The following is a 23569-nucleotide window of genomic DNA, read 5'->3' as shown; positions in this document are numbered from 1 at the left end:
GAGGAAAAGCGGCAAGCCGAACACGGCAGAATGGGAGAACTTGCAATGAACATGCTTTCAATTCGCCGACGCACTCTGCTCGGCTTGATCGGCAGCCTGGCCGCAATCGGCGCGGGCTTCGCCGCGCCCGCCGCTGCCTTCGCCGAGGAGACGGTGACGCTTTGGAGCTGGCGCACCGAAGATGAAGCGGCGATGCGCCGGATATTCGATGTCTTCGAAAAGGAGACGCCCGGAATCAAGGTCAACATCCAGTTCACACCCGATGCCGACTACCAGAACCGGCTGAGCACAGCCCTGCGTGGCGGACGCGGGCCCGATATCGCGCAATTGAAGGCTTATGGCGAAGTGCAGCCGTTCATCGAAGCGGGTTACCTCGATGCGCTGGACGAGAACGTGGCGGAATTGAAGAACATGCCCGATACCGCGCTCGGCGCCGCACGCGGACGCACCGACGGCAAGACCTATGGCGTGCCATATTCCGTGCCGATGATGGGCGTGTTCTACAACAAGGAGATCTTCGCAGCGCAAGGCATTGAAATCCCCAAAACCTACAAGGATTTCATCGCCGCCTGCGAGAAACTGAAGGCTGCCGGCATCACGCCGATCGCGGCGGGCGGCGCCAATGGCTCAGCCTGGGCGCTGGAGATCGGCGTCGGCGTGGTCGGACCGACAGTCTATGGCCCAGGTTTCTATGACGAGATGATGAGCGGCAAGGCGACCTTCGAGGATCCGCGCTATGTCGCGGCCCTGAAGCGCTACGCCGAGCTGAAACCTTATTTCTCAGATGGGTTTGCAGGCGTCGACTACACCACATCGACGCAGCAGTTCATCAACGGCAAGGCAGCGATGTTCCTGGGCGGCTCGTTCGAGAACGGTTCGTTCAAGGCACAGAACCCGAAACTGCAGTTCTCGATCTTCTCCTTCCCCGCTGACGATGCCGGCGCCACGCTCTACACCTCGGCCTTCTCCGATGGCTCCTACGGGCTGGTCTCGGAAAGCAAGAACAAGGAAGCGGCGACCAAGGTACTGAACTTCATGGCGTCGCAGAAATTCGCGCAGCTGTTCGCCGACGAGCTTGGCTGGCCGCCGGCGCGTACCGACGTGTCTGTGAAGGATCCGGTGCTGTCGCAGATGATGGAGATGGCCAAGAACTCGACGCCTTATCTCACCCTCGTCGGTTTCCGCTGGCAGTCGCCGACGGCCTCCTCGATCCTGCAGGCGGAGATCATCGATACGGTCGAAGGCAAGATCGCGCCGGAGAAGCTCGCGGCTGACATGCAGGCCGCGGTCGCGACCTGGTTCCAGCCCAAGCAGTAGGCGGCCTGACCGTGACGCAGCACCGGAACAAGAGCAGCATGAAGCGGACGCAGCAGCGCATGGCTGTGCTGTTCGTGTTGCCGGCGCTGGCCATCTACGGGCTGTTCGTGCTCTACCCATTGGCCATGTCGCTGTGGGGCAGCTTCTTCACCTGGAAGGGGCTGCGCATGCTGGACTTTGCCGGCCTCTCGAATTTCGCGCGCCTGTTCGTGTTTCCGAGCAGCGCGCGGCTGACCGGGGCACTGTGGCACAACGTGATCTGGTTCTTCGGCATCATGGTGTTCCAGAACGGCGTCGGCCTGTTGTTCGCCTGGCTGCTGTTCCTGCGCGACCAGGGCAAAGGCAGAAGCGGAGCCGCCTTCTTCCAGTCGCTGTTCTTTTTCCCGGCGGTGCTCTCGCCGGTGATCGTCGGTGCGCTGTGGCGCCTGCTGCTGGTGCCGGGCGGTGTCGTTGAATGGGCGCTGAACGGCCTGGGCCTGCATGAAGGCAGCCTGACCGTGCTCGGAAACAGCCAGACGGCGCTTGTGATGCTGATCGCGGTGGATGCCTGGAACTGGATGGGCCTTCCGGTGCTGATCTACACGGCAGGGCTGAGACAGATCTCCGGCCAGATCTTCGAAGCTGCAAAGCTGGACGGTGCCGGCAGCGGGCGCATGCTGGTTTCGGTGGCGCTGCCACTCCTGATGCCTGCCATCGGCACGCTGACGACGCTTTCCTTCATCAACACCTTCAACCAGTTCGACATCGTCTATGTGATGCAGGGCGTTCAGGGCAATCCGAGCTATTCGACCGACACGCTGGTGACCTATTTCTATCGCCTGGCGTTCGGTGCCGAAGGCGCGGTCGGCATCACCGACATCGGCCTGGCGCTGGCACTCGGCACCATGCTGTTCCTGATCCTCAGCATCGGCACGCTGCTCATGCTGCGTTTCTTCGACCGCCGCACGGTGCAGCTATGAGCACGCTTGCCATCCAGACGCGGCTTGCCAGACTGCCCGGCTGGACCGTGCTGGGGCTGTGGTCCGCGGCCGTGCTGCTGCCGCTCTACATCCTCGTCGTCTCGTGCTTCAAGACGACGGCTGAGATCTACGAGAACCGGCTCGGTCTGCCGCAGAGCTGGTCCTTTGACAATTTCGCCAATGCATGGACACGCGCGGATCTCGGCCAGAACTTCATCAACAGTCTGATCGTCACCGGCGGCGCGGTGGTGCTCACCATCGTGGTCTCCGCGCTCGCCGCCTATCCGCTCAGCCGCTACAAGCTCGGCTGGAACGGCATCATGCTGGGTCTCTTCCTGTCCGGTATCATGCTGCCGATCAGGCTGGCGTCGGTCGAACTGTTCACGCTGATGCGCAATCTCGACCTGCTCGATTCCCTGACCGGCCTGATCCTGGTCTATTCGGCGATCCGCATTCCGTTCGCGGTCTTCATCTTCGCCAATTTCATGCGCGTGCTGCCGTCCGAACTCGACGAGGCGGCACGCATGGATGGGGCGGGCGAGACACGCATCCTGTTCCAGATCATCCTGCCGATGGTGAAACCGGCGGTGTCGATCGTCGCCATCTTCACCGCCATTGCGGTGTGGAACGATTTCTTCTTCCCGCTGATCTTCATCTTCGACGATCGCTACAAGACCGTGCCGCTGGCAATCAGCGTGTTCGTCGGCCAGTTCCGCACCGACTGGGGTCTGGTGTTTGCTTCGCTTGCCATCTCCATGGCGCCCATCCTCATCATGTATTGTTTGCTGGCGCGCCAGATTCGCGAGGGCGTCGGCGCCGGCGGAGGCATGAAATGATCGAAGACAAGGTCTATGCCGCGCGCTCGATCCTGGTCGTCGGGGCACATGCCTTCGACGCTGAAGTGATCGCCGGACCGCTGGCAGCAGTGGCGGCCAGCCGGGGTGCCGCAGTCACCTTCCTGCACCTGACCATGGGCGAACAGGGACATCCCTGCCTGATCCCGGACCATTATTGCGCGCAGAAGGAAGAGGAAGCCGCGAAGGCCGCCAAACGGCTGGGCACCGACGTGCGCAACCTTGGGCTCAAGGATGCCTTCCTGCCCAATGACGACGAAACGGCACTCAAGGTCTGCGACGTCATCCGGGAGCTGAAGCCGGAGGTCGTCATCACGCATTGGCATGGCAGTTGGCACAAGGACCATCGTGCCGCGGCCGAGCTGACGCGCACCGGTTTCTTCTACGCCGCCCTGCCGACACTGATGCGCAGCCATGAGGCTCACACACCGCAACTGCTGCTGTTCGGCGAAAACTGGGAAGACGACGACGGCTTCAGGCCCGAGCACCTCATCGACGTCACAGACGGCTTCGAGGCCTGGAGTGCGGCGGTGCATGAATACGAGCTGGCGCGGGGACTGAGCAGCTTTCCCTATGTCGATTATTACAGCGCGCTCTACCGGCTGCGCGGCTGCCTGCGCGGCACGCGCTACGCACAAGGCTTCGCTGCCGCCTCGCACTCCTGGAATGCAGGCGCCGGCCTGTTCGCCCCGCCTGCCGCCAAGGATCGCAAGCCATGATGCGCGTATTGGCCATCGACCTCGGCGGCACCAATCTGCGCGCGGCTGTCTACAGCGGCGACGTCTTGGCGCTGCAGGTACTGACGCATGAGGCAGCACCCGCCACGCTTGAGGATTTTCGAACCCGTCTCGGCGCGCTCGCCGATGAGGCCGGCGACATCACGGCGATCGGCCTTGCGGTGCCGGGCCTTGTCGAAGGTTCGACCTGCCGCTGGATACCCAACCTGCCCTATCTCGACGGGCAGGATTTGCAGAAACTGTTCCCCAGCTTGGCGGTCGCTGTCGGCAATGACGCACAGATCGCCATGCTGGCGGAGGCCGTCGAGGGGGGCGCCCGATCGCTGACCGATGCGCTGCTGCTCGCCATTGGCACGGGCATCGGTTCGGCCGTTCTGGCTGGAGGGCGCATCGTCGCGGGAGCACAAGGCGGCGCCTGTTCGTTCGGCTGGGCCTGCGCAGATATCGACGATGCCGGCGACGACCGCAGCGGCTGGCTGGAACGTTCAGCTTCGGGTCGTGCGCTGGATACCGCCGCGCGAGGACTGGGATTGGCAAATGGTGCCGCCCTGATCGCTGAGGCGCGTTCGGGCAATGGCGATGCGATGGCGGCACTCGAAACACCGATGAGAAGCCTCGGCACGGCATTGGCCGGCGCGGTCGCTCTGCTCAACCCGCAGGCAGTCCTGATTTCCGGTGGCATCGCAGATGCGCTCGATGTGATGAGACCGCCCTTGCTCGCGGCGCTTCGGCGTCAGCTGCCGCCGCACCTTCGCAACATAGACATCAGGCCTGGCGCCTTCGGGTCGCGCGCCGGCCTTGCCGGCGCAGCCCTTGCGGGCGCCGCTGGAGCCGGATGGAGACATTTAGGATGACCGAAGCCAGCTTTCCGCAACCCGACCGCCGCCGCCCCGAACCGCTATGGTTCCAGGTGGAGGAAGCGATCCGCGCCATCATCAAGAGCGGCGAATGGGCGACCGGCGACCAGATTCCGGCCGAAGACCGGCTATGCGCGCTGTTCGGAGTGAGCCGCATCACGCTGCGCCACGCACTGCGCAACCTGGAGGAAACCGGGCTGCTGCGCCGCGAACACGGGCGCGGCACGTTCGTGCGCTCCACCACGCTGGTGGCCGGTACGCGCGAACTGACCTCCTTCACTCAGGAGATGGGCAATATGGGCGTCGTCGCCGGCTCACGGCTGCTGGATTGCAGCCTGACCACGGCGGATGCCGCGGCAGCGGCAGCGCTCGAGATCGACGAGGGCGATCCGGTGGTGCGCATCCGGCGGCTCAGGCTTGGCAACAACGAGCCGATCGGCATCCAGACGGCGCAGCTTGCCGGTGCGCGCGTGCCAGGCTTCCTCGATTCCGGCCTGCTGCAAGGCTCGCTCTACGAAGCACTGGAGCGTCGCTACGGCATTGTCGCGATGGAAGCGCGCGAGAGCTACCGCGTCGGCACGGTTCCCGTCGCCGATGCCGATCTGCTCGGGCTGGCCGTCGGCACCCCCGCCTTCATCGTCGAACGCGTGAGCATCGACGAGCGCGGCCCCTTCGAATTCACCATCTCGGTCATGCGCGGCGACCGCTACGAAATCCGTTCGACGCTGCGCGCCGGCCGCGTTCCTCCCAACACCCGAAGCTGACACCAAGCAGGAGTATCCAAGTGTCCGATTTCTACATTCCCCGCCTCGCCGCCCTCATCGAGAAGGCGTCGAAGGAAAATGCCGAAGCCTTCGAGCAGGCGGCAAGCAAATTTGCGGATTCGCTGCAAAATGGAGGACTCGTCCATCTCTACGGTTCCGGCCACTCCGTGCTGCCCTGCCAGGAAGTGTTCCCGCGCTACGGCTCCTATGTCGGCTTCAACCCGCTGACCGACCCGCGCGTGATGTGGAACAACGTGCTCGGCGCCGGCGGCGTGCGCGAACTGCTGTGGCTGGAGCGTACGGAAAAATACGCCGAGAAATTCCTCGATCACCAGCCGCTCAACAAGGGGGACTCGATCATCATCTTCGGCCATAGCGGCCGCAACGCATCGGGCATCGACACGGCAATCTACGCCAAGAAGCGCGGCATCTTCGTGGTGGCGATCACCTCGAAGAACAATCTCGACAAGCCGGCCACGCATTCGTCCGGGATGCGGCTGGCCGATGCGGCGGACCTGGTGATCGACACCTGCTCGCCGATCGAGGACGCAATCGTACCGGTGGAAGGCTGGAGCCGTCCGGTCTCCGGCTCGTCGACAGTGCTGGCCATGATCATGGCGCACGAACTGATCGCACGCACGGCCGACCAGCTGTCGAAGCGTGGAGTCGAGCTGCCGGTTTTCGCCTCGCCGACAATCGCGGGCGTCACGCTGCACGACACCGACGTGATCTACGGTGTCTATCGCGAGCGCATGCTGGAAGCGCAGAAAAAACATCTGCCGACCTTCCAGGCCACCATGCGGGGCGAATGATCTAACAGTGAAGGGCCGGCTCCGCCGGCCCTTCTTTTCTGGACTATTGCCGCTCCGGCAAACGGCGCCGGGTGATGGCGACGTGGAAACCCGTGCCGTGGAGCAGGCCCGCATCGTTGAAATCGAAAGTCGGGTTGTGTAGCGGCGCGGAATCCTCGCCATTGCCGACAAAGACGAAACAGCCCGGGACATGATCGAGGAACCGGGCGAAGTCCTCCGAACCGGTCATCGGCTCCTTTGCAATTGCGATCGCCTCCGGCCTGAAGACCGTTGCTGCAGCGGCAAAGGCCTCCTCGACCAGCGCCGCATCATTCAACAGCGGCACGAACTCACGCGTATACGTGACCTCGGTGCTGACGTTGTGAGCCAGCGCCGTTCCCTCTGCGATGACGCGCATCTGCCGCTCGATCTCGGCGCTGACCTCCGGCCGGAAGCTGCGGGCATCGCCCAGGATCCGGGCCAAGCCCGGCAACGCGTTGCGCGTGCCGTCGGTGATGAGCTCCGTCACCGAAACGACGCCGATGTCTGTCGGGCTGAGGCGCCGCGACACGATGGTCTGCAGGTTGGTGACGAGCGCGCAGGCCGCGACCAGCACCTCATTGCCCCAATGTGGCCGCGCGGCATGGCCGCCGACGCCCTTCAGCGCAATCTCGAAATTGTCCTCGGCCGACATGAACGAGCCGGCGCGTGTTTCAAAACGGCCGACCGGCAGACCAGGCATATTGTGCAGGCCGTAGATTTCCTCGAACGGAAAGCGCGCCATAAGACCGTCGTCGAGCATGGCGAGCGCACCTCTGCCCCACTCTTCCGCCGGCTGGAAGATGAAGCGAACCGTTCCGTCGAAACCGCCCTCTTCCGCCAGCTGCCGCGCCGCGCCGAGCAGCATGGAGGTGTGGCCGTCATGGCCACAGGCGTGCATGACGCCCCGGTTCTGCGAACGGTGGTCGGCCGTCCCCTGCTCGGTGATGCGCAACGCATCCATGTCGGCGCGCAGCGCAATCGCGCGATTGCTCGAGCCGCGCTTCAGCGTGCCGACGACCCCGGTGCCGCCCACGCCTTCGGTGACATCGAGACCGAATTCACGCAGCTTCCCGGCAACGAAGGCGGCGGTGCGCTTTTCCTCGAAGCCGAACTCGGGATGCGCATGCAGGTCGCGACGCCACGCCGTCATTTCGCGTTCGAGCAGAACCATGTCGGTCATGCGGGCGTCACCTCCTTGTTGCGGCCGGCCACCGCAGCCGGGCTTGAGCCCACCAATTGTTCGTAGAGACCCGGATCGGTGGCGCCTTCGGTGTTGACCAGAAGGATACGGGATGTGGCGTCGAGGCGCAGCGCCGCCTTCAAATCCGGTTCGGCCAGCGCGCGTGTCAGGCCGGCAAGGCCGACACAACCGCTTTCGCCGGAGACGATCGCCGGGTCATGACCTGCCGGCCATGCCAGCCGGTTCATGGCCGCAACAGCGTGTTCTTCCCCGACCGCCATGAACGCGTCGGCAGCACGCGACAGCACGCGCCAAGCGACCAGCGAGGGCTCGTAGCATTCCAGCATCGCCATTACGGTTGGCTCGCCATGGTCGATCCTGGTTACACGGCCTGCATGGGCGGTTGCCAGGATGCAGGCCGCGCGGGCCGGTTCGACCACCACGAAGCTCGGACGGGCCTTTCCAAGCGTTTCGGCAAAATGCCCTGCCATCGCCGCAGCGATGCCGCCAACGCCGGCCTGCACGAAGACATGGGTCGGCGGCCTGTCGATCTGGCTCAAAGCCTCGTGTGCGATCGCCGTATAACCCTGCATGACCAGACCGGGAATGCGTTCGTAGCCTGGCCATGAAGTGTCCGAAACAATCGACCAGCCTTCGCGCTCGGCAACACGTGCGGCCTCGGCCACGGTCTCGTCGTAGGTCCCGTCGATACGGATCATTTCGGCACCGAAGCTGGCAATCGCAGCGACCCTTTCATCGCTGACACCGCCATGCACGAAGATGACGGATCTCGCGCCGACAAGCTGCGCACCTTGCGCAACCGAGCGGCCGTGATTGCCGTCAGTGGCGCAGGCGAACGTCTTCCCGGCAGCCAACGCCCGCACGCTCGGACGGCCAAGATCGGCGAAACCGACATCGCAATCGAAGTGACGTGACGCCTCCTCAAGCACAAGCCGGACCACCGCATAGGAACCGCCGAGCGCCTTGAAGCTGCCGAGACCGAGGCGCTGCCCCTCGTCCTTCATATGGATCGCACCGACACCCAGCGCATCCGCCAGTGCCGGCAAGGCCATAAGCGGGGAAGCGGCGGCATCCTCGCGAAACTCCAGGAAGCGCTCCACTTCACGCACGCCATGTGCGCTTAAGGACGCGGCATCGACCGGGAGCAACCGGGCGTTATGGTCGAAATGGGTGTTGAGCAGAAACATCCGCCTCTCTCTCTCGCAGGGTCGGCGAAGATGTATTGCATCGCGGGCGCAAATTGCGCTGTATTCCGCCACGACCCGCGCAAGTTTGTTTCATGAGGCAGCATGGTGACGAAACCGGCAATCGAACTTGACAGTTTCGATCTGGCGATCCTCGCCATCCTGCAGAAGGACAACGCCACGCCGCAACGGCTGGTCGGCGAGGCGGTCAATCTCTCCGCTCCCGCCGTGCAGCGGCGTATCAGGCGCCTTGAAGAGGCCGGCGTGATCGAGGCCAATGTCGCCATCGTCGATCCCGCCAGGGTCGGGCAAGCCATCACCATCTTCGTGGAAGTCGAGGTGGTCAGCGAAACCGCCGAACTCCTCGACGTCGCCAAGCGGGAATTCTCCGCCGCACCCGAAGTGCAGCAATGCTACTATGTGACCGGCGAAGCGGACTTCATCCTGATCATTATCGTGTCCACCATGGCTGACTATGAAGCGCTGACACGCCGGCTGTTCTTCTCCAACAACAATGTCAAGAAATTCCGCACCTTTGTCGCCATGGACCGCGTCAAGGTCGGGCTCACCGTGCCATTGAAGCAGCCCGGCAAGGCATAGATCCAGGCCACTGCCCGCGCTGCATGAAATTGGCTGGGCAAAAGATACGCAAAGTGAAGTCGCAATTTCTTGATAATCGTACTCAACAATGTTAGGTCGCTCTCGCTCGTATGAGCCGAGACCTGAGTGGATCAATATCAAACCGCCGGATCGTCTCGGCTCCGTAAAGTGGAGACGAGACCTTGCAAGACGATATGCGCCTCAACGTCGCGAACCCGACAGGCCGGAAGACTTCATTCGGTCGGGTAACCCGCACCGCCGCGCTCGCAGCCCTCATTGCGGTGAACGTCGCACCGGCTCTGGCGCAGCAAGCAGCACCCGTTGAAAACACGGCTCCGGCCATGGCCCCAAGTGCCGGAGACGCGGCACCGACGCAAAACACGAATTCCGCGCAAGGCACAACATCTGCTCCCGCCCCTGCATCGCAGCCCGCACCTTCGATGTCGGCGCCGGCCGCGACACCGGCTGCTCCCGGCGCTTCCGAGGCACCGGCCATCGCCAAGGCGACATTGCCGCACAACCTGTCCCCCTGGGGCATGTTCATGAGCGCGGACTGGGTCGTGAAGGGCGTCATGATCGGCCTTGCCTTCGCCTCGCTGGTGACCTGGACCGTGTGGCTGGCCAAATCGCTTGAGATCGCAGGTTCCAAGGCACGCCTTTCCAAGGCCTTGCGCGGCATCACGGGCGCGCGCCGGCTGGACGATGCGGCACAGGCGCTCGGCAAGGGCGCAGGCATCGGCGGCGTGCTAGTGCGGGCGGCCAGCGAAGAACTGGAAATGTCGCGACAGGACGACGGCAGCTACGATCCCGCCGGTGTCAAGGAGCGCGTGGAATCGCGCCTGATGCGCATCCAGGCGCAAGCGGGCCGGCGGCTCAGCCGCGGCACCGGCGTACTCGCCACAATCGGCTCGACCGCTCCCTTCGTCGGTCTGTTCGGCACGGTGTGGGGGATCATGAATTCCTTCATCGGCATTTCGGAAGCACAGACCACCAACCTCGCCGTCGTTGCCCCCGGTATCGCCGAAGCACTGCTGGCAACCGCCGTCGGCCTGATCGCCGCGATCCCGGCCGTGGTCATCTACAACGTCTTCGCCCGCTCCATCACCGGCTACCGCCAGGGCCTGGCGGACGCCGCCGCTGGCGTGCAGCGGCTGGTCAGCCGCGACCTCGATCGTGTCTCTCCGATCCACGCGACAGCGCGTTCGCATGCCACCGCAACTGCCAGGCCCGCAAATGGCCATCAGGCACCCGCTGTAGCCGTTTAGGAGAAGCGCGATGGCCGGCGGCATCAAGCAATCGTTCGACGATGACGATCTCCAGGAGAACCACGAGATCAACGTGACGCCATTCATCGACGTCATGCTGGTCCTGCTCATCATCTTCATGGTCGCGGCACCGCTGGCGACGGTCGACATCAATGTCGACCTGCCGGCTTCCACTGCAACGCCCGCTCCACGACCGGAAGAGCCGCTTTACGTCACGCTGAAAGACGACCTCAGCCTGGCGATTGGCCAACAGACCGTGGATCGCCCTGTTTTCCAGCAGCAGCTGGACACGATCGCCCAGGGCGACAAGCAGAAGCGCATCTTCCTGCGCGCCGACCGGGGCGTCGCCTATGGCGAGTTGATGGAGGTGATGAACCTGATGCGCGGCGCGGGCTACCTGAAAGTGGCTCTCGTCGGGCTGGAAACAATCCCAACGACGACGTCACCCCCGGGAGCGGCACAGTGACAGCGGCCGCTGCGCATGGCGGCCTGTTCGGTGGCATGAGCCGCCGCGAGCTGGCGCTATGGTCGGGCGCTGCGCTCATCGTTGCGTCGATCCATGCTGGCGGCGGCTGGTATCTTCATCGAGAAGCGCCCGAGACCGTGCTGCCGCCGGCTGCACCACCGGCCGTCATGCTCGACCTGCCGCCGATGGTCATAAACGCCGACACCGTGCCGCTCGACACCGCAGATCCTGTCGACAGCGAAGCCGCCGAGACCCCGCAAGAGGTCAAGGAGGAGATCAAGCCTGTCGAGCAAGAGGTAGCCGAGCCTGTCGAAGAGGTGACGGAACCGGAGCCGCTCGAGGCGACAAAACCTGAAGCCGTCGAGGAAGTGGTGCCGGACCTTACCGAGGCGCCCTTACCGGAAGTGGCAATGGCCATTCCAGAACCGCGACCCGAAATCGAAAAGCCGAAGCCGGTCGTCAAGCCGGTGCGTGAGAAGAAACCGGTCGAGAAGAAGAAGCCCGAGCCTGTCAAAGAGGCGAAGGCCGAAAAGCCGGAAAAGGTCGAAAAGAAAGCGGTCGCCAATTCGGTTGCCCAGCGGAAAGCGGCCAGGGCCGGCGCCGCCACCCAAATGGCCGGCGGAAGCAGCGGCAGCGCTGGGAGTTCGATGTCGCCTTCGCAGTGGAAATCGCGTGTCGGCGCGCACCTTATGCGCTACAGGCGTTCGATAAATGCCGGTCGCCGTGGCGGCGGCGATGCCCTGGTGCGGTTCACGTTCAATTCGGGTGGATCGATCCTGTCGGTCGCGCTTGCGCGGTCCTCGGGCGACAAGAGCCTCGATGATGCAGCTGTGTCGATGGTGCGACGGGCATCCCCAATTCCCGCGCCCCCATCAACCGTCACGGCGATGTTCCTCACTGTTCCGGTCGGCTCCACCCGCTGAGCATCACCAAATAGAAGCGGCGCGGACTTAGCCCGCGCCGCTTCATTGTGGATGCCATCTGCCGTGACGTCGCGGTCCGGCTCTCAAGCCTTTTCGGTCTTCGGTCCAAGCACGAAAGCCGTCACCGCTGCCAGCAACGTGGCGATGCCGGCATAAGCGAAAGCGCTTGCCACACCGGCATTGTCGACCAGCAGGCCGCCAATGACCGCACCCGCTGCAATCGCCACCTGGAAAGCCGTGACCATGAGGCCACCGGCGCTTTCAGCCTGATCGGGGGCGGCACGCAGCATCCAGGTCTGCACCGAAACCGGGATCGCGCCGAAGGCGAAACCCCAGGCTGTGACGGCGATGGCCGATGTCAGCGGCGAGGCGCCGAAGACAAGCAGGGCCAGCGTCGAGATCGCGATCAGCAGCGGCGACATGCCCGCGGCAAGCTTCAGGCTGCGCTCCACCACGAAACCGCCGACGAGATTGCCGATGAACCCGCCGATACCGAAGGCAAGCAGCACCAGAGAGATGTTCTCGACATCCAGGACTGGAACTTGCTCTAAGAAAGCGCGGACATAGGTGAAGCCTGCGAAATGCCCCGAAGCGATGAAAAGGATAAAGAGCAGGCCTACACCGATCGCCGGACGCTTAGCGACGTCCACCAGCGTGCGCAGGCTGGCGATGCCTGACGGCGGCAGGCTCGGAAGCGTGGCCACCTGCGCCAGCAGCGTGACGGCGCCAACGATGGCCGCGATCAGGAACGCGGTGCGCCAGCCCCAGATGTCACCGACATAGGCGCCGACGGGCGCGGCACAGACCGTAGCCACCGACACGCCACCCAGGATGATCGACATGGCACGCGGCAACAGCCGCGCAGGCACCAGGCGCATGGTCATGGCACCCGACATCGCCCAGAAGCCGCCAAGCGCGACACCGAGCACGACGCGTGCGGCCAACAGCATGCCCAATGAGGAAGCAAAGGCTGCGGTCAGACTGGAAATGATAAGCAGGAAGGTGAGGATCCACATCAGGATCTTGCGGTCGAGACGGCGGGTGATGATCGCCATTGTGGGTGCCGCGATGGCGCCAACAATCGCTGTGGCAGTCACGGCCTGGCCGGCAGCGCCCTCACTGACACCGAGGTCTTGTGCCATCGGGGTGAGCAGGCTGGCCGGGAGGAATTCCGCGGTCACGAGACCGAAGACGCCGAGCGCCAGCGAGACGACGGCTCCCCAGGCCGGGTCGGCACGCTCCTCGACGGATGACAAAACGGGCGCATCCAGCGCCGCTGTCGCGGGGTCGGTCATAGTCAGTCTCCGAATTGGTTGCAGTGCAACAAATGGAGGTGACCGTCTGGAGTTTCCATGTTAGAAACACCATTATGCTTGATCGTTCGTCCAAAAATTCATCGCCTTCGGTGTCCCCGACCGGCGACCCGCTGACCGACATCCTGCGTGGCCTGCGCCTCGACGGCGTGCAGTACGGCCGCTGTCAAATGAAGGAGCCGTGGGGGCTTGAATTCCCGGCACAGGACGCCGCCCGCTTCTATTTCGTCGGCCAGAAGGGGTGCTGGATGCGGATGCCCAATGGCGACTGGTTTGAGATGAAGGCGGGCGACGCCGTACTGGTGCCGCGCGGCGCACCGCACGCGCTGGCCAGTTCGCCCGACGTGCCGACCACGCAGTTCAAGGGCTACGAAGTCACCGAAATCTGCAAGAATGTCTACTGCATGAAAACGGAGACGGAAGGTTGCGTACCGGGCACACTTCTGTTCTGCGGCACCATGTATTTCAACCTCGACAGCCTGCACCCGCTGCTCGGCATGATGCCGGATGTGATGCGCACGCATGGCCTGGAAGAATACGAGCCAAGCATCCCGCATCTGCTGGAAGCGATGGCGCGCGAGGTGAAGATGGAGCGCGTCGGCTCCGGCGGCATCGTGGCGCGGCTGGCGGATGTCCTGGCCGCCTCGATCATCCGCTCATGGGTCGAGCGCGGCTGTGGCGATTCCAAGGGCTGGATCGCGGCGGTGCGCGACCGTGAGCTCGGCAAGGTGCTGGCGGCGATCCATCTCGAACCGAACCGCGACTGGAGCGTCGAGACCCTCGCGCGCACCATGGGTGCCTCGCGATCGGGCTTTGCCGAACGCTTCGCCTCGACCGTCGGCGAAACGCCCGCCAAATACGTCACCCAGGTGCGCATGCATCAGGCCAGGCAATGGCTGACCCATGACCGGCTGAAGATCGCGGTCGTCGCCAACAGACTGGGCTATGAATCGGAAGCCGCCTTCAGCCGCGCTTTCAAACGGGTGATCGGCGCACCGCCGAGCCATTTCCGCGGCGAGGACTTTATCGAGGTGCCGAATATCTGAGCCGACGACGGCGGCAGGGGACCGAGAGGCAGCCCGCCCCATCTGCGATAGCAGCCTAGGGTAGAAAAGTGCGCAGCGGTTTTCCGTCCGTAAGAACAAAGAGGTAGAGCGTTTCAGCGTTTCCGTGAAAAACGGAAACGCTCTAGGCGTGCGCCTCAAGCATACGCCGTGCGCTCTCCTCGTCGGTGATCAGCACAGTCGGCTTGATGAGATGCATGGCGCCGAGCAACGCCTCGATCTTTTCCTCTCCACCCGAAGTGAGGATGCGTAGTGGCGCTCGGCGCAGCCGGTCGACTTCCACCGACATCACGCGATCGTTCACCGGATGATCGACGAGATCGCCGTTGCGATTGAAGAAATGAAACAGAAGATCGCCGACGGCACCGCGCGCGAGCAGCGCCTCCCGCTCTGCCTCTTTCAGGAAGCCGCCGCGATAGAAGGTGGTGGCGGAAGCGATGCCGCCGATCGACAGCAGCACCGCATCCAGCGCATCGGCCATCTCAAAGATCTCTTCGAGCCCGCAACGTTCCACCAGCGCGACCTTGGTCTCGACGCTATCGACCACCGCGGGTGCCGGGATGAGATAGCCGTCGCCCTGGAAGACCTGCGCGAAACGCCAGGCGAACTCGGCCGGATTGTAGCGGCGCGCCACGCCGACGCCGCCGAGCAAAGAGATGACCTTGAAATCGCTCAGCGACTTGGCCCCGATGAAAGGCAGGGTCGAAAGCAGCGTGCGACCCCAGCCGACGCCGACGCGCATGCCCGAGCGCATGGCTTCCGAAAGATAGGCGCCTGTCTTGGCGGCAATGGCCGGGATCGGGTCCGAATCCGCACCGGAGAGCGGCGCGACGAGCGCCTGTTCAAGGCCAAAGGTCTTTTCCAGCGTGCGCTCCAGCCGCACGATCTCGGATAATTCGCTTTCGATGGCGATCTTGACTTCGTTGCGAGCGCGCGCCTCTGCCAGCATACGCACGACAGTGACACGTCCGACGCCAAGCACGTCGGCGATCTCGTTCTGGGTCATCTGCTCGATGAAATACATCCAGGCGGCGCGGATGCGCAGGCGATCGGCCTTGCTTTCGACCGCGACCGTTCCATTCTCACTTGCCCCGACTTCCGCTGTCCCCGCCTGCCGCTGCGGCCTTCTTGCCACTGCATCCCTCCCCGTAAGCACTGAGACCAAACCGTTCCCCGATTCGTCATATGGCCACTATCGCCTTTTGACCGGTCCTGCACGATATAAACAATTGGCTGACACTGCCATGCCGCCTATACCGGCTGATATGAAGCTGAGAACAGACGATGCTGCGTGAAATCTCCGAAGAGGTCCGCGTCAACCTGAAGGACCGGCTGCGTGACGTGCGCCACGTCATCCGCAGGCACCGGCACGACAATCCTGCCCAGCAGGCGCGGCAAGGCGAAGAGACGGCTCGTCCATCCTTTCCGATCCGCGAGATCGAGGGGCTGCTCGGCCATGCGGCAAGCGCCTTCGACGACATGATGTCAATTGCCGAAACGTTGGTGCCGCGCGAACGCAGCGGCCGCATGAATGGCCTCATGCCGAAACCGTTCGGCATCTATTTTGCGAGCGGCGATGCAGCGCTTGCCGGCGAACGCGCCTTCCGGCGCGACATGTATGCACTGGCCAAAGCCGTGCTTGCAGAAAAGAAGGCCGACGGCACCCGGGTGCGCGAAGCAAATTTCACCGCCGTGCACGCGGCGATCGCGCGGCAGCATGTCGAACTTCTCACCCGGCTGGTCCGAGAAGGCGAATGGGCCGGGCGCGTGGCGCTGGTGGCGGCGCTGAGTGCGGCGCTTCTGGTGGAATTCCTCAATCACGACCCGCTGCGGCAAGGCGAGGCACCGACCGCCGCCGTCGGCCCGGGCCGCAGCTTCGCGATATCCTGCCTGGCGCCCCTCGCGCTGGCGGTCGGACTTGCCAGCGTCGACATCAGTGCCAAACCCGAACCCGACCTGCTGGAGATCGCGTTGCTTGCCACCGACGCCAGGCTCGACCGCATCCTGGCGGCCTGCAACGGCAACGACCCGCTGGACGAGCTGACGACGGTGTTTGCCACGCTGCTCGCGCATCTGCCGTAAATACCTCCCACTCGCACACGGAAGCTTCGGCGGTAAGCTCGCGCCCTTTCCCTTCTCCTCGTTTACGGAGAGAAGGTGGCCCGAAGGGTCGGATGAGGGGCAGCTTCAACGCAGCGCGACGAAGTGCCTACTCTTTGCTCAACTCGACGATCCGCTTCTTGGCGCGTGAGATCGAAGCCGGGCTCATCGACAATTCGGTCAGCCCCATGCGCAGGAACTCCGGAATGAGATCCGGACGAGCAGCGGCCTCGCCGCACATGCCAACCATGATACCGGCTTCGACGCCGGCCTTCGCCGTCATCTCGATCGCCGCCATCACCGCCGGATTGGCGACGTCGTTCAATGCACCGACCGTCGGATTCAGGCGATCGGCGGCCATGACATATTGGGTGAGGTCGTTGGTGCCTATCGAGAAGAAGGACACTTCCTTCGCCAGCGCCGGCGCGATCAGCACGGCTGCCGGCGTCTCGATCATCACGCCGAGATGGAAGTGCGCGAAGTACACGCCGTCGCGCGTCAGTTCGCCTGCGCATTCGTCGATCAGTGTCTTGGCCCGACGCACCTCGGTCAGGTCCGACACCATCGGCAACATCACCTTGACGTTGCCGTGCACGGCGGCACGCAGCAGCGCCTTGAGCTGAGGCTTGAAGATATCCGGTCGGTCGAGACACATGCGGATGCCGCGCCAGCCTAGGAATGGGTTTTCCTCTTCCGGGAACTCGATGCCGGCCACTGGCTTGTCGCCACCGATGTCGAGTGTACGCACGATAACCGGGTGGGGTGCGAAGGCCCGCGCCAGCGCCGCATAGGTCTCGGCCTGCATATCCTCAGACGGCAGATGCATATGGCGCATGAAAAGAAGCTCGGTACGGAAGAGGCCCACGCCCATGGCGCCGGCTGCCTGCGCGGCCTCGATCTCCTCCAGCGAGCCGATGTTGGCGGCCACTTCGATGACGGTGCCATCGGTGCGCTTCGGCGTCACGTCCTTGAACACATCGAGCGCATGACGCTCCTTGACCGCTTCCTCGATGCGCTGGAGATAGCCGGCCTTCACATCCGCAGCCGGGTCAGCGACGACCAGGCCACTGTTGCCATCAAGGGCGATTTCTCTCGCATCGCGCAAATCCGAAACGCGGGCACCGAGACCAAGCACCGCCGGTATGCCGTGTGAGCGGGCAATGATGGCGATGTGGGAGGTCGCGCCGCCATGGCCGCAGACGATGCCGCCGATGCGCTTCAGCGGCGCGCGCGACAGATCCCAGGCGCCGATATCCTCGGCGATCAAGATGGCGCCTTGCGGGATATCCTCCAGGCTGACATCGTCCTGCCCAAGCAAAGCAAGACAGATCTGGCGGCCGACCGCTTGAACGTCGTCGGCACGGGCGTTGAGATAGGGGTCTTCGACCGAACCGAATTCGGCGGCAAGCCTGGCAGCGGTGGCGATGACGGCGGCAACGGCATCCGTTCCGGCACGGATCATCGTCTCGGCGTCGCCGATCAGCGTGTCGTCCGCGGCGAGGTCGCGCAGGGCAGCAACTATGCCGCGATCGCCAGCTGCCAAGCCCTCGCTGGCCAACACCTTGTCCATGCGCGCCTGTACGGCAGATACGGCATGGCCGAAACGCACGATCTCGGCTTCAGCCTCCTCGGGCGTAAGCGTGCGCGCTTGAGGGCGGATTTCCGGCGGGAAATGCGCGAAGGCCGGACCGACGGCGACACCCTCGCTGGCGGCAACGCCCCGCAGGCCGCCTGAAGGCGTCTCCTGCAGCGTGGGGCTTGCGGTGACAGGCTTGACCGCCTCGCCGTTGATCCCCTTCTGCTCGCCGTCGGCATCCTCCTCCTCGATCCCGGCGCGCGGGTTTTCCAGATAACCGATCAGCGCCTCGACTGCCTCGACCGCATCGGCGCCGTTGGCGCGCACGGTGACTTCCTGGTTTTCCTTCACGCCCAGAAGCATCAGCTTGACCGAGCTCTTGGCGCTCACCGCCTTGCCTGCCTTCACGATCTCGACTTCGGACTCGAAGCTTTTGGCAAGCCGCACAAAGCGGGTCGCGGGACGGGCGTGCAAACCTTCATGCACTCTGACGATGGTCGAGCGTTCCATACGGACAATCCTATCAGATATTCCGGCCCATCCCGGAAGGGCGCGATCGAAAAGAAAAAGCGCCGTGACCCGCGCGGGATCGCGGCGCGAGGGATTTCAGGCAGCGATAGTGATCAGAGCGTCCTGCTTGAGAGCCTGGACGAGTTGACCGGCGTCGACTTCGCTGGCGCAGATCTCACCCGGGCGTTCCGCTTCCGTCGCACCGTTGAACGATATGACGACATGACCGATCTCGCGCACCTTGCTCCATGCGGTGGAGCCGATTGCGGTGATCGTCGCCGACACCGCGCCGATGGCGATCGACGCGCCGACCTGCGGCGCGCCGTCGCTGGGTCCCTGTACGGCCTTGTGCATCACCGAAACCTCGGCGAGCTCCGGCGGTGAGCCGTCCGCGAACAGGATGACCACACCGCCCTCGGCGAGATCCGCCACTTCGGGTCCAACTGCGGTTACCCGCGTTTCCAACAGAACCGTCATGATGCGGCGAATCTCCTTCTTGTCGTTACAGGACCAGCAGACTGACTACCCATGCGAACAGCACGGACACGGGACCCATGATCTGGCGGCTGATGAGCACCGCCGGCACACCGATCTCGATCGTCTTGGGCTTGGCTTCGCCAAGCGCCAGACCGACCGGGACGAAGTCGCAGCCGACCTGGGTGTTGTAGGCAAACAGCGCCGGCAGCGCCATGGCCGGCGCAATCGTGCCGTTGGCGATCTGCGGGCCGATGATGGCGACGCCGATGACCTGGGCAATGACCGCGCCTGGCCCGAGGATGGGCGAGAGGAACGGCAGGCCGCAGATCGCCGAGATGATCAGCAGGCCGACGATGTTGTTGGCGAGCGGACCCATAGGCTGCGCCAGCACGTCACCGATCCCGGTGTAGAGGATCAGGCCGATCAGCATGGTCACGAAGGCCATGAAGGGCAGCACGTTGCGGATCACCTGGTCGATGGTGCGGCGGCCGGCATTGAAGAAGATGCCGACGACGCGTCCCATGACGCGGCCGATCGAAGAGATCAGCCCGATCATGCCGCCTTCGCTCGGCAGCGGCTGGGCTGCCGCCGACGGCGAATTGCTGTTGCTTGAACTCATTGCCGCTACATCCCCCGCAGTGGTTACCGCCTCGGAGCCGTCGGCCATCACGATGTTGGCCGGCTTGACGCCCGAGACATAGATGTCTTCCAGGATGAACTGGGCGAGAGGCCCGGACTGGCCGACCGGCGTGACATTGACGGTCGGGATGCGCTTGCGCGGATAGACGCCGCAGCGTGCGGTACCGCCGCAGTCGACGACGACGACAGCCATCTCACCTTCGATGGGCGGCGACTTGAAGCCGTCGACGGCCTCAGCCCCGGTCATCTCGGCGATCTGGGCGGCGATCGGATGGATACCGCCGCCGGTGACGGAGACGACCTTGTTGCGCTGTGCGGTCGGCTCGATGACGAGCGGACCGCCCCAGCCTCCGGAGCCCTTGGAGATTTTTACGGCCTTGTAGGTCTTTGCCATGATGCTCCCGCCCCTTACAGCTCGACGCCCTGACGGCGTGCCATGATGGCGGTGATGCGCTCGGTCAGGATACCCTTGAACAGGATCACGACGAGACCGACGATGGCGTACCAGATAGCCACCTTGATGTGGTAGCCGGCAACCACCGCCCCCTTCTTCTCCAGCTCGAGCAACGCGACCAGCACGCCGCCCCAGACGAAATATTCGCCCGGATTGATGTGCGGGAAGAGGCCGAGCGGCGGATGCACGTAGGACACGGCCGCGTCGTAGAAGGCCGGCTTGTGCTTCTCTTCCAGGAAGGAGCCGAAGGTATAGGCCATCGGGTTGGTGAGGAAGAAGACGGCGAGCAGCGGCAGCACCGTGTAGCGGGTGAGCGCGATGCGGCCGGCGCCACGGGCAAGGCCGTGCACACGCTCTTCACCGACCAGTTCGGTGATGGCGTAGAACGCCGTCATCAGCACCACCAGAGTCGGGATGATACCGGTGACGAAACCGGCGAAGACCTCGCCACCCTTCTGGAAGATGCCGATGAAGTATTTGCCGATGGCGGTCAGCCAGCCCAGCTGCTCTTCCTTGGCGACTTCGTTCAGCTTCTCCTTGAACTGTTCGACGGTGATCGGGCCGCTGTCGGCCTGTGCCAGAACGACAAGATTGTCGCTGGCGTGAGTGACGGCAAGCTTGCCGTGCAATGCAGCGTTCTGGGCAGCATCCTGGACGACCGCGCCTGCCGCGTGCAGGTGCTGTACGGCCATGTCAGCGTGCTGCGCCAACAATGAAATTACAGACATATCTCCTCCTTGGGCCGTCCGCCGTCTGTCCCCAACGGCAGCGACATTCGTTTTATGCGCTGACTGTCTTCAAGCCGGTGAGACCCGGCTTCTTTCCCGGCTCCGCCCGTGCCCGGTCGATCTGCTCGATCGCCCGCTTCACGGCCTCGGCCACACCGGGTTCCCCCTCCCCCATGATCGCAGGATTGGACCGGATACGATCGAGGGCGACGCCCTCGAATTCTTCACGCCGCCTGAACTTGGCGAACACCGAACGGCCGCTCATGACGAGCAGGCGGCGCACGACGAGGTCAGGGGTCACGACCACCAGGACGATGATGCCCTTGGCGAAGCGGCCGCGATAATTGCCGGCGCCGACGAAGCCGTCGGCATATTTGTTGGTGATGCCTTTGAAGACGTCGGAATAGTGCCGCATCTGCAGCCAGACGCCGAGGGACTGCAGTCCCCAGACGAGCGCAAGCGCGAGCAGTGCCCACTGCCAGATTGCCATCAGCTTATCTCCTCCCAAGCCCTTGGGTCGGCCATTGCTTCATGACAGTACCAAGACGAAAGTTAGAGAACATTTGTTTTCTTGAATGTCAATATGTATGATTTTTCCCACGAAGCCCGAAAGCGATTGATCCACCGCATTTGGCGGGGACGACGCGTGTGCTAGCAATTCCAGGAAAAGTGCGCAGCGGTTTTCCGTCCGGAATTGCGTGAAACAAAAACTAGAGCGTTTCCGCGTTTCCGTAAGAACGGAAACGCTCTAGAGTCACCGTCAAAGGACGTGCAATGGATTTGCGATTCAAAGACGAACTGGCCCTGATGCCGGATCTTGGCCATCAGCTGAGGCGCCTGCGCTGGTTCAGGGCGACGTTCCGCGCGAGTGTACGTTCCGTCGAGGCGACCTATGGCCTGCGTTTCGAGATCGATGAAACGCGGCTGACCAGGGCCTTCCTCGACTGGATCGAGATCATGGACGCGCAGAAGCGTTTTGCCGAGGTGAACCGCGCCGATTTCATCATCTTCGCCGCCGGCCTGGTGCTGCGCGAACTGATCCGGCAGAACCCGGCCAAGGCGGTCGGCACCGGACCTCGCCCGGACCTGCCGCCCACCGACGATGCAGGCATGACCGAGATCGTCCAGTTCTGGCCGGAAGGTTTCCTCTATACCAACTACTGTGTGTCGGCGATCGCCGCCGTGCACGAACAGGAATTCGGACATGCGCCGACCATCGACCAGTGCGCGGACGACCTGCGCACCTGGTGGTCCTATCGCGAAAACGTGACCGAGATGCCGGCCTATGCGGTGGCGTTCCTCGACCGCTTCCTCGGGGCAGAGCCGAACTGGATCGTGCCCGACAGCGCGCAATCCAGGCAGGCGATGCAAGCTGCGCTTGAAACGACCGACAAGCGGAAAATTGGGCATCGAGCCTGAACGCTCGCTTGAACATTCGTCTCTTTGCCGATAGCGATGTGCCGAAATTATCGGATACTTCGAGGCGCGGCGTGACGGCACAACAGTTGATCATCTTCGATTGCGACGGCGTTCTGGTGGACAGCGAGCCACTGGCCGCCGAGGCCTATGAGCGCGTCTACGAGAAGCATGGCATGAACGGCGTCGGCGCTGACGTCATCGCCCAATGCGTCGGCATGAAGCAGGCCGACATCATCATCCGGATCAAGGAGCTGACTGGCCATCACCTGCAGCCCGATCAGGAAGGCGACCTGTGGACCGTTACCCGCGACCTGTTCAGCGAAAAGCTCAATCCGACCACAGGTATCGCACCTTTCCTCGGCACGCTGAAGGCAGGCCGCTGCGTGGCCTCCTCCTCGTCGCTGGAGCGCATCCACCACAGCCTCGCCGTCACCGGCCTGGCGCCGCATTTCGGCGAAGCGATCTTCTCCTCTTCCATGGTAAAGCGCGGCAAGCCGGCGCCGGATATCTTCCTCTATGCGGCCGAGAAGATGGGCGCCGACCCGGCGAACTGCGTTGTGATCGAGGACTCGCCTTTCGGCGTCGAGGGCGCGGTTGCAGCCGGCATGACGGCGATCGGCTACACCGGTGGCAGCCATACCTATGCCGGCCATGGCGAACGGCTGAAAGCGCAAGGCGCGCACGCTGCCTGCGCGACCTGGGCAGAGATCTCCGGCAGGCTGAACGGGCTCGGCTTCCGGCTCTGATAACCGGCACAGCAGAGTTTGCAGCGACCGGCTAGATATCCGGCGCGTTGCCGACAATCGTCTTCAATTCGATGGCCCAGGCGCGGCCTTCGTCGCCACCCCAAAGCAGCCATGCAACATAGCCGGCGGAGGGATTGTCCTCATTGCCGAAGTTCCTGGCGCGCTTGTCCACTTCGTGGCGGGCGAAGAAGCTCACCATGCGCCGAATGGTTGAAGGCTGAAGCGCCCGGCGTTCGACCAGCTCACGGGCACGACCAATCCCGATCTCTGTCCCGCCGCGTCCGAACCTTTCGCGCAGACGCAGACCCTTCGCAGCATTGTCGGCCACGATCTGCGGGGGAACGAGCGAGATTTCGGGTGGATTGGTCACGGCATGCCCGGCATATCGAGAAGCCTTCAGCCAGCTAACGCGATTCCCCAAAGGTCCGCCATGGGCATCTTTCGCCGCCTCCCCTAAGGGAGACGGCACCGCCGCCAGAAGGAATTCTAGACCAGCATGGTCATCGGGTTCTCGATGATGCGCTTGAAGGCGCCGAGCAGTTCGGCTCCCAGCGCACCGTCGACGGCACGATGGTCGGTCGAC

Annotated in this window: 26 protein-coding genes; 15 read left to right on the top strand and 11 right to left on the bottom strand. The window is 63.7% G+C overall.

Annotation, left to right across the window (positions count from 1 at the left end; genetic code table 11):
* The first annotated feature begins 45 nt into the window (after positions 1-45).
* From ACFWXH_RS00130 to ACFWXH_RS00100, 7 genes are read left to right on the top strand one after another with little or no spacing between them, the layout of a single operon-like run.
* Positions 46-1317 (top strand): extracellular solute-binding protein, encoded by a 1272-nt coding sequence (locus ACFWXH_RS00130; protein ID WP_379116446.1) that lies wholly within the window; start codon positions 46-48, stop codon positions 1315-1317.
* A 38-nt stretch (positions 1318-1355) separates the two neighbouring features.
* Positions 1356-2276: a carbohydrate ABC transporter permease gene (locus tag ACFWXH_RS00125; RefSeq protein ID WP_379116444.1), complete on the top strand. Its 921-nt coding sequence runs from the start codon at positions 1356-1358 to the stop codon at positions 2274-2276.
* Positions 2273-3112: a carbohydrate ABC transporter permease gene (locus ACFWXH_RS00120; protein WP_379116442.1), complete on the top strand. Its 840-nt coding sequence runs from the start codon at positions 2273-2275 to the stop codon at positions 3110-3112. The genes ACFWXH_RS00125 and ACFWXH_RS00120 overlap by 4 nt, the downstream gene beginning before the upstream one ends.
* On the top strand, positions 3109-3849 hold the full coding sequence (locus ACFWXH_RS00115) for a PIG-L deacetylase family protein (protein WP_379116440.1): 741 nt from the start codon (positions 3109-3111) through the stop codon (positions 3847-3849). The genes ACFWXH_RS00120 and ACFWXH_RS00115 overlap by 4 nt, the downstream gene beginning before the upstream one ends.
* Positions 3846-4721, top strand: coding sequence for an ROK family protein (locus ACFWXH_RS00110; protein WP_379116438.1), 876 nt, complete (start codon positions 3846-3848; stop codon positions 4719-4721). Before ACFWXH_RS00115 ends, ACFWXH_RS00110 begins: the two co-directional genes overlap by 4 nt.
* The gene (locus ACFWXH_RS00105; RefSeq protein WP_379116436.1) at positions 4718-5488 is read left to right on the top strand and encodes a GntR family transcriptional regulator; all 771 of its coding nucleotides are present in this window, start codon (positions 4718-4720) and stop codon (positions 5486-5488) included. The genes ACFWXH_RS00110 and ACFWXH_RS00105 overlap by 4 nt, the downstream gene beginning before the upstream one ends.
* A 20-nt stretch (positions 5489-5508) precedes the next feature.
* Complete coding sequence (locus ACFWXH_RS00100; protein ID WP_379116434.1) at positions 5509-6300, top strand: sugar isomerase domain-containing protein; 792 nt, start codon at positions 5509-5511, stop codon at positions 6298-6300.
* 43 nt (positions 6301-6343) lie between these two features.
* On the opposite strand, the gene ACFWXH_RS00095 is transcribed toward ACFWXH_RS00100, so the two are convergent.
* Positions 6344-7501, bottom strand: a complete 1158-nt coding sequence (locus ACFWXH_RS00095) for a M20 aminoacylase family protein (protein WP_379116432.1) — start codon at positions 7499-7501, stop codon at positions 6344-6346.
* Positions 7498-8709, bottom strand: a complete 1212-nt coding sequence (locus tag ACFWXH_RS00090) for a diaminopropionate ammonia-lyase (RefSeq protein WP_379116430.1) — start codon at positions 8707-8709, stop codon at positions 7498-7500. Before ACFWXH_RS00090 ends, ACFWXH_RS00095 begins: the two co-directional genes overlap by 4 nt.
* A 102-nt stretch (positions 8710-8811) precedes the next feature.
* On the opposite strand from ACFWXH_RS00090, the gene ACFWXH_RS00085 reads away from it, so the two are divergent.
* The 4 genes from ACFWXH_RS00085 (at position 8812) to ACFWXH_RS00070 (ending at position 11960) form a co-directional block, all read left to right on the top strand.
* On the top strand, positions 8812-9306 hold the full coding sequence (locus tag ACFWXH_RS00085; protein WP_379116428.1) for an Lrp/AsnC family transcriptional regulator: 495 nt from the start codon (positions 8812-8814) through the stop codon (positions 9304-9306).
* A gap of 194 nt (positions 9307-9500) precedes the next feature.
* Positions 9501-10571, top strand: a complete 1071-nt coding sequence (gene exbB, locus ACFWXH_RS00080) for a tonB-system energizer ExbB (protein ID WP_379118881.1) — start codon at positions 9501-9503, stop codon at positions 10569-10571.
* A 10-nt stretch (positions 10572-10581) separates the two neighbouring features.
* Entirely contained in the window at positions 10582-11037 is a 456-nt protein-coding gene (exbD, locus tag ACFWXH_RS00075) for a TonB system transport protein ExbD (RefSeq protein ID WP_379116426.1), read from the top strand.
* Entirely contained in the window at positions 11034-11960 is a 927-nt protein-coding gene (locus ACFWXH_RS00070; protein ID WP_379116424.1) for a TonB family protein, read from the top strand. Before exbD ends, ACFWXH_RS00070 begins: the two co-directional genes overlap by 4 nt.
* Before the next feature lie 83 nt (positions 11961-12043).
* Here ACFWXH_RS00070 and ACFWXH_RS00065 read toward each other — a convergent pair whose 3' ends face one another.
* Complete coding sequence (locus ACFWXH_RS00065) at positions 12044-13255, bottom strand: MFS transporter (RefSeq protein WP_379116422.1); 1212 nt, start codon at positions 13253-13255, stop codon at positions 12044-12046.
* Between the two features lie 74 nt (positions 13256-13329).
* On the opposite strand from ACFWXH_RS00065, the gene ACFWXH_RS00060 reads away from it, so the two are divergent.
* Positions 13330-14319 carry an AraC family transcriptional regulator gene (locus tag ACFWXH_RS00060; RefSeq protein ID WP_379116420.1) on the top strand — a complete coding sequence of 330 codons (990 nt, stop codon included), beginning with the start codon at positions 13330-13332 and terminating at the stop codon, positions 14317-14319.
* Positions 14320-14461: 142 nt separating this feature from the next.
* Here the strand turns inward: ACFWXH_RS00060 and ACFWXH_RS00055 are convergent, their stop codons facing one another.
* Positions 14462-15472, bottom strand: coding sequence for a sugar-binding transcriptional regulator (locus ACFWXH_RS00055; protein WP_379116418.1), 1011 nt, complete (start codon positions 15470-15472; stop codon positions 14462-14464).
* Between the two features lie 149 nt (positions 15473-15621).
* Here ACFWXH_RS00055 and ACFWXH_RS00050 point away from each other — a divergent pair, with 149 nt between their 5' ends.
* A complete protein-coding gene (locus ACFWXH_RS00050) occupies positions 15622-16419 on the top strand; it encodes a hypothetical protein (RefSeq protein ID WP_379116416.1) in 798 nt (265 codons plus the stop codon).
* 127 nt (positions 16420-16546) lie between these two features.
* On the opposite strand, the gene ptsP is transcribed toward ACFWXH_RS00050, so the two are convergent.
* The 5 genes from ptsP to ACFWXH_RS00025 form a co-directional block, all read right to left on the bottom strand.
* Entirely contained in the window at positions 16547-18523 is a 1977-nt protein-coding gene (gene ptsP, locus ACFWXH_RS00045; protein ID WP_379116414.1) for a phosphoenolpyruvate--protein phosphotransferase, read from the bottom strand.
* 96 nt (positions 18524-18619) lie between these two features.
* Positions 18620-19000, bottom strand: coding sequence for a PTS glucitol/sorbitol transporter subunit IIA (locus ACFWXH_RS00040; RefSeq protein WP_379116412.1), 381 nt, complete (start codon positions 18998-19000; stop codon positions 18620-18622).
* Between the two features lie 25 nt (positions 19001-19025).
* A complete protein-coding gene (locus ACFWXH_RS00035) occupies positions 19026-20033 on the bottom strand; it encodes a PTS glucitol/sorbitol transporter subunit IIB (RefSeq protein ID WP_379116410.1) in 1008 nt (335 codons plus the stop codon).
* A gap of 14 nt (positions 20034-20047) precedes the next feature.
* Positions 20048-20821, bottom strand: a complete 774-nt coding sequence (locus ACFWXH_RS00030; protein ID WP_379116408.1) for a PTS glucitol/sorbitol transporter subunit IIC — start codon at positions 20819-20821, stop codon at positions 20048-20050.
* A gap of 52 nt (positions 20822-20873) precedes the next feature.
* A complete protein-coding gene (locus ACFWXH_RS00025) occupies positions 20874-21311 on the bottom strand; it encodes a transcriptional regulator GutM (protein WP_379116406.1) in 438 nt (145 codons plus the stop codon).
* A 284-nt stretch (positions 21312-21595) separates the two neighbouring features.
* Here ACFWXH_RS00025 and ACFWXH_RS00020 point away from each other — a divergent pair, with 284 nt between their 5' ends.
* On the top strand, positions 21596-22240 hold the full coding sequence (locus ACFWXH_RS00020) for a hypothetical protein (protein WP_379116404.1): 645 nt from the start codon (positions 21596-21598) through the stop codon (positions 22238-22240).
* A gap of 71 nt (positions 22241-22311) precedes the next feature.
* Positions 22312-22986 (top strand): HAD family hydrolase, encoded by a 675-nt coding sequence (locus ACFWXH_RS00015; RefSeq protein WP_379118879.1) that lies wholly within the window; start codon positions 22312-22314, stop codon positions 22984-22986.
* A 31-nt stretch (positions 22987-23017) separates the two neighbouring features.
* Here ACFWXH_RS00015 and ACFWXH_RS00010 read toward each other — a convergent pair whose 3' ends face one another.
* Together ACFWXH_RS00010 and ACFWXH_RS00005 are read right to left on the bottom strand one after the other, a co-directional pair.
* Positions 23018-23356, bottom strand: a complete 339-nt coding sequence (locus ACFWXH_RS00010) for a hypothetical protein (RefSeq protein ID WP_379116402.1) — start codon at positions 23354-23356, stop codon at positions 23018-23020.
* Positions 23357-23472: 116 nt separating this feature from the next.
* Positions 23473-23569 (bottom strand): 2-oxo acid dehydrogenase subunit E2 (locus tag ACFWXH_RS00005; protein WP_379118877.1); only part of this gene is annotated, 97 nt, incomplete at its 5' end.

This window comes from Mesorhizobium sp. NPDC059054 (assembly GCF_042739215.1).
GTDB lineage: Bacteria > Pseudomonadota > Alphaproteobacteria > Rhizobiales > Rhizobiaceae > Mesorhizobium.
This window is presented reverse-complemented; position numbering and strand designations above follow the sequence as displayed.